8 protein-coding genes and 1 pseudogene are annotated in these 10,299 nt (G+C 51.0%); 8 read left to right on the top strand and 1 reads right to left on the bottom strand.

The annotated features are described in order from the left end of the window. Positions 1 to 147: 147 nt before the first annotated feature. From AS151_RS08975 to AS151_RS08950, 7 genes and pseudogenes are all read left to right on the top strand, one after another. On the top strand, positions 148 to 1,344 hold the full coding sequence (locus AS151_RS08975; protein WP_084639475.1) for a glycosyltransferase: 1,197 nt from the start codon (positions 148 to 150) through the stop codon (positions 1,342 to 1,344). Between the two features lie 214 nt (positions 1,345 to 1,558). After that, positions 1,559 to 2,206 (top strand): sugar transferase, encoded by a 648-nt coding sequence (locus AS151_RS08970; RefSeq protein ID WP_084639474.1) that lies wholly within the window; start codon positions 1,559 to 1,561, stop codon positions 2,204 to 2,206. A gap of 34 nt (positions 2,207 to 2,240) precedes the next feature. Continuing rightward, positions 2,241 to 2,375: a hypothetical protein gene (locus AS151_RS23070; RefSeq protein ID WP_275527982.1), complete on the top strand. Its 135-nt coding sequence runs from the start codon at positions 2,241 to 2,243 to the stop codon at positions 2,373 to 2,375. A 252-nt stretch (positions 2,376 to 2,627) separates the two neighbouring features. After that, positions 2,628 to 3,203, top strand: a pseudogene (locus tag AS151_RS22790) (GDP-mannose 4,6-dehydratase); the annotation flags it as partial. Between the two features lie 186 nt (positions 3,204 to 3,389). Next, entirely contained in the window at positions 3,390 to 4,703 is a 1,314-nt protein-coding gene (locus tag AS151_RS23225; RefSeq protein ID WP_343327426.1) for a GDP-mannose 4,6-dehydratase, read from the top strand. 51 nt (positions 4,704 to 4,754) lie between these two features. Then, positions 4,755 to 5,711 carry a GDP-L-fucose synthase gene (locus AS151_RS08955; RefSeq protein WP_071516706.1) on the top strand — a complete coding sequence of 319 codons (957 nt, stop codon included), beginning with the start codon at positions 4,755 to 4,757 and terminating at the stop codon, positions 5,709 to 5,711. 74 nt (positions 5,712 to 5,785) lie between these two features. Beyond that, positions 5,786 to 7,717 (top strand): SulP family inorganic anion transporter, encoded by a 1,932-nt coding sequence (locus tag AS151_RS08950; protein WP_244532957.1) that lies wholly within the window; start codon positions 5,786 to 5,788, stop codon positions 7,715 to 7,717. Here AS151_RS08950 and AS151_RS08945 read toward each other — a convergent pair. Then, positions 7,714 to 8,748, bottom strand: coding sequence for a Gfo/Idh/MocA family oxidoreductase (locus AS151_RS08945; RefSeq protein WP_071516705.1), 1,035 nt, complete (start codon positions 8,746 to 8,748; stop codon positions 7,714 to 7,716). The two genes, AS151_RS08950 and AS151_RS08945, sit on opposite strands and share 4 nt — an antisense overlap. A 109-nt stretch (positions 8,749 to 8,857) precedes the next feature. Here AS151_RS08945 and AS151_RS08940 point away from each other — a divergent pair, with 109 nt between their 5' ends. Next, entirely contained in the window at positions 8,858 to 10,069 is a 1,212-nt protein-coding gene (locus tag AS151_RS08940) for a hypothetical protein (protein ID WP_071516704.1), read from the top strand. Positions 10,070 to 10,299 lie beyond the last annotated feature (230 nt).

Below are 10,299 nucleotides of genomic sequence, written 5' to 3'. Positions count from 1 at the left end.
ACTACTATCGGCTCTTGGTCTAGCCACTACTACGGGAACCTGGCTGTTCCCAAGCCCCGTCGCTTTAGCGCGGGGTCAGTGACGGTGTACGATGGGGAACGATTCCTCGATCGAAGAAATGAGTTCCGGTTTTGGTAAGATAAGAGCGTGCAACGAAAATATGCCCTGGTTCACGAATGGCTAACCCCGGAAGCCACTGGCGGTTCCGAACTGGTGGTAAGGGAAATTTTGCGGCACTTCGAGGCAGATGTGTACGCATTAATCGATTTTGAGTCCCAAAATCCCAACAGTTATCTGTTTCAACGTCAAATTGGCACCACCTTTTTGCAGCATTTTCCCAAAGCGCGTTACGGGGTGCAAAAGTATTTGCCGTTGTTGCCCCTTGCCATCGAACAATTGGATTTGCGCCAGTACGACGTAATTTTATCCTCTTCCCACGCCGTTGCCAAAAGCGTACTGACCACCCCCCATCAAACCCACATCTGCTACTGCCATACCCCCATGCGCTACGCTTGGGAGTTAACTTTTGATTATCTCCAAGGCAAGTGGAAAGGTGGAGTACTGGGATGGTTGGTGCGGTACTTGCTGCATCGGTTGCGGGTGTGGGATGCGGTATCTGCCAATCGAGTGGATTATTTTATTGCCAACTCCCAACATACCGCCAGACGCATCTGGCGCTGCTATCGCCGCCAAGCCGAGGTGATTCATCCTCCCGTTCAAATAGAGCGTTTTCCCCTGGTTGCGGAAAAGGAAGATTTTTATCTAACGGTTTCCCGACTGGTGAGCTACAAAAAGGTATCGTTAATTGTCAATGCCTTTAATCGCCTGGGAAAACCTTTAGTGGTGATTGGTACTGGTCCCGATTTGCCACGCTTGCAGGCTTTGGCTGGCAAGAACGTACAAATTTTGGGCAAACAACCCGATGCGGTGGTTCAAGAGTATATGGGCAAAGCCAAAGCTTTTGTGTATGCAGCTTGCGAGGACTTCGGTATGGCTTTGGTAGAGGCACAAGCCTGTGGCACCCCCGTCATTGCCTATGGTTTTGGCGGAGCATTAGAAACTGTACGAGACATTCGGGAACATGCCACCTCAGGAACGGGTTTATTTTTTCACCAGCAGTCAGAAGAAGCCATTATCGAGGCAGTAGAGGCGTTTGAATGGTATAAAAGTAGGCTAAGTCCAGAAATGGCACGTTCGCAAGCGGAACGATTTACGCCTACAATCTTTCAAGAGAAATACGTGGCGTTTGTCAGACGCTGTTTAGAAGAATCCGCTCCCTCGGCTGCGCTCGGTACAAGTGCTTCGACCAGCTCAGAATCAGGTCTACCCTCGTCTAAACGGTGAATTGCTCGCGATCGCTAACCAAATCTGGTTTACGATCTGGGCTGTGTGTGGTGTGAACGGAAGGAGTAACATGACTGCTAATAGCCAATACATCGAACGGCGTTTCGACGTCGCTCAACGCCAGCGGAAATGGCTCGATACGCGAGGTGGTCTCCCATTTCGGAACCTGTTGAAGGGAAACATACGTCCCCGCTGGTTTTCTATCCCCCCCTTAATGGCCGCCATTGCTGCTGCCAAATTCCTCAACGCGGCTACCGGCAAGCGATTGTTTGATATTACCTTTTCGCTGGCGGTTTTAATTTTATTTTCCCCGGTCTATCTAATTTTGGGATTCTTAATCGCCGTCAGTTCCCCAGGACCCATTTTTTATGTCCAAGAACGGGTAGGCAAAAATTACCGGAAATTTCGCTGCATCAAATTCCGCACCATGGTACAAAACGCTGACGACGTACTGGCGGAAATGATTGCGCGCGAACCCCACTTGCGAGCCGAATTTGAGGATAATTTTAAATTAAAAAACGACCCGCGCATTACTTGGATTGGCAAATTTTTGCGCATGACCAGTTTGGATGAGTTTCCTCAATTTTGGAACGTGCTGAAAGGCGATATGAGCGTGGTTGGACCCCGTCCTTTGGTGGTGGAAGAACTGCCCAAATACGGCCGTCACATGCCCAAAGTCCTCAGCATTCGTCCCGGTATCACTGGTTTGTGGCAAGTATCTGGTCGCAACGATATCCCTTACGAACGGCGCGTGCAAATGGATGTTTACTACGTCAAATGCTACAACTTGTTCATGGACCTGTGGATTGTGGTCAAAACCATTGGTATCGTGATTTTTCCCAAAAATAACGGTGCTTACTAGCGCGGCTGGGGAAATGTCCTGAAGGCGCAAGGGGATGGGTGGTTGGAAAAAACAACCAGTTGGCTGGAAAGTTTTCCCAGACCTCCCCTCTCCTTCGGTAGCCAACGACCTAGCCACATCCAAGCGCCACATTGCGATCGCGAAGGGGTTGGCAGCAAGCGATAATTAAGGCTAAAAGAGAGAAGATATAAAGCAACCTTCGTTCGGCAAGCTTGATTTGGGGTGCTAGCTTTTCGGCTTTGGAAGGAAAACCCAACTATGGCAATCGTGTTTTTCAATCCCATCGGGCCAGCAAAACCGTTCGATTGGGTTTGAAATTCCCATTCAGTCTTTCTTTGCGGTTGGTAGCCCGTACCCCGTACGCGCGCCCCGAAAATGTCCACCAAAACCATATTATCGATCGCAGTAAGGAACAATAAGCATGACGGAACGCAAACGTGCCCTAATTACCGGGATTACCGGTCAAGATGGTTCTTATCTCAGCGAACTGCTTCTAGAAAAAGGGTATGAAGTTCACGGGATCATTCGACGTACTTCTACATTTAATACCGATCGCATCGACCACATTTACGAAGACCCCCACCGCGAAGGTGTGCGGTTGTTTCTCCACTATGGAGATTTAACGGATGGTACTACCCTGCGGCGGATTTTAGAAGCCGTACAACCAGTAGAAATCTACAATTTGGGAGCGCAATCCCACGTGCGGGTGAGTTTTGATTCTCCTGAATATACGGTAGATACAGTAGCGATGGGCACCCTGCGCTTGTTGGAGGCGATTCGCGATTACCAATATCGCACGGGCATCCAGGTTCGTTACTATCAAGCGGGTTCCTCGGAAATGTTCGGGAAGGTGCAGGAGATTCCCCAAAAGGAAACCACACCTTTTTACCCGCGCAGTCCCTATTCTTGCGCTAAGGTTTACGCTCACTGGCAAACGGTTAACTACCGGGAATCCTATGATTTGTTTGCCTGCAACGGAATTTTGTTCAATCACGAGTGTGTCACTGGCGAAACGCCGGTAATTGTTCGCCAAGACGGAATTGTGGATATTGTTCCCATTGCCGATCTTGTCCCCCACCAGCGCGATCGCGACCCAAATGGGATCCAACGCTACACCACCGATGTGTCTCCCTCCCAGTCGCTGCAGGTGTGGGATGCCCGGGGGTGGACCGATGTTACTTGCATGAGTGCTACCCACAACGGCTCTTCCCAGCCCAACCAAAAGCAGGTACATCGCATCGCCACCGGTGGTTCGGTATACCACACCACCAGCGACCACGTGGTTTTCACCCAGGAAGGGGAAACTGTTCGGGAAAAACCTACTGCCCAAGTCCGCCCTGGGGAATCTTTGGCACTCATTGATTTGCCCCCTGCCCACATCCAAATGGACCTGACGGCAACCGAAGCTTGGTTGTTGGGGGTTCTGACGGCTACTGGGACGGTCTCTCGGGATGGCACGGTAACCGTGGTTGATGCTGGAGAGCGCTGGCACGGCGATCGCTTGGCGGCTTCCTGGCGCAAACTGACTGGCGGGGAAATGGTAACATCAGGCTCAGAACCGTCCTGGCAACTCACTGGCGGTGCTGCCTACGGTCGCTATTTGTATGCTTCCCTGTACGCGCAAACTGGAGACGTACGGGTTCCCAAACGGGTGCTCAACGCTGGCGCTGCGGAACGATTGGCCTTTTTGGAAGGGTTCTACGCCCAGGAAAATCTCAGCCAGGAGGAAACGCTCCCCAGTTGCCAAACGGCTTCCGCTGCCCTCGCTGCGGGATTGTATTGGCTCGTTTGCACCACGCTACACCAACACCTGGCGATTGAGACGGTGATGGCAGCCGATACCCTCTCCTACCAGTTACACGGTTCGGACAATGACAGCAACCCAGCTCTGGTGACCACTGCCCAACCGGTTCGCTACAACGGCTGGCTGTTTGACTTGGCAACGGCATCGGGAACTTTCCACGCGGGGGTGGGTCGGGGATGGATTCACAACTCCCCCCGCCGCGGCGAAACTTTTGTTACCCGCAAAATTACCCGGGCGGTGGCGCGCATTGTGGCTGGACAGCAGAGCAAGCTCTACATGGGCAACCTAGACGCCAAACGGGACTGGGGATATGCCAAAGATTACGTGAAAGCCATGTGGCTGATGCTGCAGCAAGACGAACCTGATGACTACGTGATTGCTACGGGAGAAACCCACTCGGTCCGGGAGTTTCTGGAGTTGGCCTTTGGGCATGTGAATTTAAACTGGCAAGATTACGTAGAATTTGACCCGCGCTACCTGCGTCCGGCGGAAGTGGACTTGCTCATTGGCGATTGCAGCAAGGCACGCGAGAATTTAGGTTGGGAACCAAGCGTTTCCTTTAAGGAATTGGTGGCGCTGATGGTGGAAGCAGATTTGGCCAGTTTGGGACTTTCTTCGCCCCACGGACCGGCCAAGGAAAATGTCATCGATCGAGCACTGATTCGCCAGGAACTGAGTAGTTATTTCGATTAAAACTGTTGCGACGATTTCCATCTATATTGCGGCTGTTGGGGGAACGACATTATGGCAGTGTTGGCATTAGAAGACAAACGCATTCTGGTCACTGGGGGCGCTGGTTTTCTCGGGCGTCAAGTGGTGGATCGGTTGGTACACGCTGGTGCCCGGCGGGAAAATATTTCTACGCCGCGATCGCGCGATTGCGATTTGCGGGAGATGGCGGCTTGTCGCCGGGCAGTCAGCGATCGCGATGTGGTGGTGCATTTGGCGGCTCACGTGGGCGGCATTGGCTTGAACCGGGACAAACCGGCAGAGCTGTTTTACGACAACCTGATGATGGGAACGCAATTAATTCACGCGGCTTACGAGGCGGGGGTAAGTAAGTTTGTGTGCGTGGGGACTATCTGTGCCTATCCCAAGTTTACTCCGGTTCCTTTCCACGAAGATGACCTGTGGAATGGCTATCCCGAAGAAACCAATGCTCCCTACGGCATCGCCAAGAAAGCTTTGCTGGTACAACTGCAAGCCTATCGCGACCAGTATGGATTGAACGGTATTTACCTGCTACCGGTGAATTTATACGGACCGGAGGATAATTTCAACCCCGCCAGTTCCCATGTGATCCCGGCTTTGATTCGCAAAGTCCACGAAGCCCAGAAAAATGGCGATCGCCAAATTACGGTTTGGGGCGATGGTTCGCCGACGCGGGAATTTTTATATTCTAGCGATGCAGCACGGGGCATTGCGATCGCGACGCAAAAATACAACGAACCGGAACCGGTGAACTTGGGAACGGGATACGAAATTTCCATCCGCGATTTGGCAGAACTCATCTGCGATTTAATGGATTTTCAAGGGGAAATTGTCTGGGATACCAGCAAACCCAACGGGCAACCCCGCCGCTGTTTGGACGTACAAAGGGCGAAAGAAAAATTTGGCTTTGTGGCTCAAGTGGACTTCAAACAGGGGTTGAAAAATACTATTGACTGGTATCGCCAGCATGCGGCGTCAATCGATTCCTAAATTTTTCTCTAAAATGGTTGTTTTTGTATCGTTTGTATCATTTTGTGGGAAAAAACATCGGTATGGTGTCTTAATTGGTTGCCTGGCGATGGTCTCAGACCAGTGCCAAGGTAGATCGCAAAGGCGTCCATACCGATAACATGACCCAACCATTTCCTCTCAAACCCCCCTTTAAAATCCCGTTTAAATCCCCAATTTCCGAGGTTCCGGACTTCCTACAGTCCGAACAATTGCTCCCCAGTTTCACGGCTGGTACCGTAACGGGCATTATCGGCGTGATTCGGGCGATTTCTTACGCAGCACTGATTTTTTCCGGTCCTTTATCTGCCCATTTGGGACTTGGTATTGGCATGGCGATTTTTAGTACGGCGGTTATCGCTATTGTTGCTTCCCTCACCAGCAGTTTTGGCGGTACCATTGCTACGCCTCTGGCTGCCCCCACAGCGGTTTTGGCGGTCATGGCGGCGGAATTGGCTGCTGCTTTGCCGGCTTCTACGCCGCCGATGGACGTTTTCCTGACCGTTCTAGCCGCGATCGCCATTGGTTCTCTGGTGACGGGAGTTTTGCTGTTTTGCCTGGGCAGGCTGCGTCTGGGGTCTTGGCTACAGGTGGTTCCCTATCCCGTGGTTGGCGGGTTTATGGCAGGAACGGGTTGGTTGTTGATCCGCGGTGCCATTCAAGTAGCGACCGACTCCGACCTCACTTGGCAAACCCTAGATGTGGTTTTCCAAACCTCGGTGGTTTGGCATTGGTTGCCGGGTTTGGGTTTGGGCATTTTCCTGTATCTGGTTACCCGTCGCTACAAGCACTATCTGGTGATGCCGGGGATACTGCTGGGAAGTACGGTGGTATTTTATCTGGTTCTGGGTGTTTTGGATTTGCCGGTGGAAGCGGCGCGATCGCAAGGCTGGTTGCTGGGTCCATTTCCCGCTGGCGGACTTTGGCATCCCTTGCAAGGGGAAGATTTTACCCACATTCACTGGCAAGCTATTGCTGGGCAGGCAGGCAATCTAATCACCTTGGCTTTGGTGACGTTGCTTTCGTTGCTACTAACCAAAAATGGCATCGAACTCATTGTCGAGCAAAATCTCGACCTCAACCGCGAGTTAGAATCTGTGGGACTGTCCAATTTGGCTTCTGGTTTGGGCAGCGGCATGGCAGGCAATCAGGCGCTTCCCAGTACGTTGCTAGCCCATAAAATTGGTGCCAGCCATCGGTTAACTGGCATTATCAATGGTATTACTTGTTTGGCGGTGTTGATGGTGGGAGCGCAGTTTTTAGCTTATTTACCGAAACCGGTAATTGGCGGCTTGCTGTTTTATTTGGCACTAACTTTGCTGGTCCAGTGGATTTATCAAAGCTGGTCTACTTTGGAACGTGTGGATTATTTTACTGTCGTTGCCATTGGTGTACTTACCAATGCCGTGGGCTTTTTAGAAGGAATTCTCGCCGGATTTGCCATGGCGTTGGTCGCCTTTGCCATTCGCTACAGCCAAATCGATGTGGTTGCCCAAATTACCTCGGCTGCTAGCTATCCCAGCCATTTAACCCGTACCCCCCAAAACCGGCAGTGGTTGCAGGTTCAAGGCGAAAAAGTTGGTATTGTCCAGTTGCAAGGCTTCGTTTTCTTTGCTACGGCCAACCAATTTCTAGACCAAGTTCGCGATCGCTTGCTCGATCCCCAACAACCTTCTTTACAATTTCTGATTTTGGATTTGCAGCAAGTGCAAGGCATTGATTCTTCTGCGGCTTTGAATTTCCAAAAAATTCGTCAAATGGCTGTTAACAAACAAATAGAATTAGTATTTACTGGTTTAAATAAATCCGTGGAAGACAAACTGGTGGCACAAGGCGTTTTCCAAGACAGCAAAACCAGTCCTCCCAGAATCTTTGAGGATTTGGGTCAGGGGTTGGCTTGGTGCGAAAACCAACTATTGCAAGAAAAAGGCAAACAGGCAAGTATGACCAGCCTCAACGGCAGTCAGCCCAAAGTCATTTCCGCCTAACCGGTATGGGAGCAAGCATCTATCCCCATCTCCTTGCCTTGTTGTTTTAAGGAAGCCGTTAAAGCAGTCAGGGTTTCCACCAACTCCATTCCCAGCCAACCGGTGGATATGGTTCCACCAGTTTCGCCGCGAACCCCGGCAATAAAGCGATCGCATACTTGTTTTAACGGTTCCGCCGAGGGCACGTCTATAACTTCCTGTTGCTGACCGGCTGGCTGCCAGCCCTCAGAGGTTGCTTCTACATAGCCGCGTTGGATCGTTAGAGGGGTTTGCGGCAACATTTCGTTAAAAATCAGCGTACCGCGACTGCCCAAAAGACACAAACGCCTCTGTTTGTCGGGATTGAACCAACACAAGTGAATCCAAACCGTCACCCCGCTGGGGTAGGTAAGCGTTACCCAAACCAAATCTGATTGGGGAGAACCACCGTTGGCAGGCAACCAATTTTTTCCTTGCGCTTGTACCCGAGATGGTTTTTCTCCCAACCAAGTATTAAAAATCACCAGGTCGTGAATAGCCAAATCCCACAGAGCATCCACATCCTGGCGAACGGGTCCTAAATGGGTGCGCGCTGAATACCCGTAGCGCCAATCGCCTAATGTCCCCGATTGTACGATTTGTTTTCCTTTTTGGACGGCGGGATGGAAAAGATAGGTATGATCGACCATAAGGTAGCAACCGCGATCGCTGGCTAGTTGGCACAGTTGGCGGCTGGTTTCTGGTTCTAAAGTGAGCGGTTTTTCCACCAACACGTGTAAGTCGGCTTCGAGGGCTTCCTTAACCAAATTGTAGTGGGTCGAGGCTGGGGTGGCGATCGCTACAGCATCCCCAGCAGCATTCACCGCTGCCCAATCGGTGGTAAGCAGCAAATCGTCAGGGAGAGGAAATTTTTCCCGCAATTGGTCCAAACGCGCCGGTTGGCGGTCTACAACGGCTACGAGTTGGACTTGCGGGTGGGCTAAAAAATTGCGTACCAAATGGGTTCCCCAACGCCCAGCGCCGAGGATAGCCAATCGAACTGGATGGGTCATTGAACTATAATCAATCTCGTTGCGATCGAAACAATTCCTGCACCCTGCTGCTGAGTGTACGAACGAATATCGACCATGCTAGCACGAACCCGAAGCGATCGAGACTGACATGTATAGCGCCGAAACCACCCAATTAACCATTGACCTAGCTGCCAACTATTTGCTGGCAAACATCCAAAGCAACGGTCAGTTTGTCTATCGCCGCAATACCAATCCGAAAATTAAAATTAAACCCAAATACAATATATTGCGACATGCTGGCACCATCTATGCCCTATGCAGCTACCAGCAGCTATTTCCCCACCGGGATACGCCAGCCGCCATCCAACGCGCTGGAGAATTTCTTGTGGAAAACGCGATCGCGCCTTTGCCAGAAGCACCAGATATACTGGCAGTGTGGTCCGATCCTGATATCAACGGCAGCGATCGACCACCACAGGCAAAACTTGGCGGTACGGGATTGGGTTTGGTGGCGCTGGCGCAAATTCAGAGAATGCAACCAGAGTGGATATCTATCGCCAAACTGCAACAGTTGGGGCAATTTCTCACCTACATGCAAAAAGAAGACGGTGGCTTTGCTGCCAAATACGTACCTTCCCAGGGAGGCATTCGCGACGATTGGCAATCTTTGTACTACCCAGGCGAAGCAGCTTTGGGACTTTTGGAACTTTACCAACAAGACCCGCAAGAGGTTTGGTTGCAAGCGGCGCTGGATTCGCTGACCTATCTAGCTAGGAGTCGTCAAGGGAAAAAGCAAGTTCCTGCGGACCACTGGGCGCTTTTGGCTACTGAAAAATTATTTTCCCTAACCACAGAAGAGCAGCGATCGGGTTCTTCAAATCTCTTAACAAACCATGCCCGACAAATTTGCCAGCAGATTCTCCGCCATCTACCGGAACAACAGGTCATCGAAGATTGGGGATTGATGCGCGACGTTTCCACTTCTCTCAATGCAAGCGGTAGAACCACACCAACGGCAACCCGTTTGGAAGGATTGCTAGCTGCCTGGTCTTTTTTACCAGAAAGCGCCATGGGGGAACTGATGGAGGCAGCAATTCGTGCTGGTATGGTATTTTTACAGCGATCGCAAATTCGCGAAGGTCCGTTTGCCGGTGGGATTCCCCGCGCCATTGCCCCTTTATCCAGTACCCATCATTCTGACGATGCCAGAAAATCCATCCAAAAATTCAACCGTCGCGCCACCGAAGTACGCATCGACTACGTCCAACATACCCTATCGGCAACCATCCAATATTTTCGTCTTTTTTGCCGCCCTGGTTCCCATTCACTTGAACGCCGCGACAATCGCCAACTTTGGTGAATTTTCCAGAATTTTCTTAAAAGGGGTTTACAAAACATGAAATCCTCGTTAATATTAAAAATAAGCCGCGCAGGAAACCTGGCGGTCTTTATTCGTACCTAGATAATTGAATAATTGTTCAGCAATCATAGGCATTTATGACTACCACCCTACAGCAACGCCAAAACGCGAATCTGTGGGAACGGTTCTGTGAGTGGGTCACCTCCACCAACAACCGCCTTTACATTGGC

It is taken from the genome of Geitlerinema sp. PCC 9228 (assembly GCF_001870905.1).
Taxonomy (GTDB): domain Bacteria; phylum Cyanobacteriota; class Cyanobacteriia; order Cyanobacteriales; family PCC-9228; genus PCC-9228.
The sequence above is the reverse complement of the archived record's forward strand: the minus strand, read 5'-3'. Positions and strand labels throughout refer to the sequence as shown.

Bases quoted from the DNA above. Each gene is read 5' to 3' on its own strand.
- AS151_RS08970 (WP_084639474.1), top strand. From the start codon at position 1,559: ATGGCCGCCATTGCTGCTGCCAAATTCCTCAACGCGGCTACCGGCAAG.
- AS151_RS23070 (WP_275527982.1), top strand. From the start codon at position 2,241: ATGGGTGGTTGGAAAAAACAACCAGTTGGCTGGAAAGTTTTCCCAGAC.
- AS151_RS23225 (WP_343327426.1), top strand. From the start codon at position 3,390: ATGAGTGCTACCCACAACGGCTCTTCCCAGCCCAACCAAAAGCAGGTA.
- AS151_RS08955 (WP_071516706.1), top strand. From the start codon at position 4,755: ATGGCAGTGTTGGCATTAGAAGACAAACGCATTCTGGTCACTGGGGGC.
- AS151_RS08945 (WP_071516705.1), bottom strand. From the start codon at position 8,748: ATGACCCATCCAGTTCGATTGGCTATCCTCGGCGCTGGGCGTTGGGGA.
- AS151_RS08940 (WP_071516704.1), top strand. From the start codon at position 8,858: ATGTATAGCGCCGAAACCACCCAATTAACCATTGACCTAGCTGCCAAC.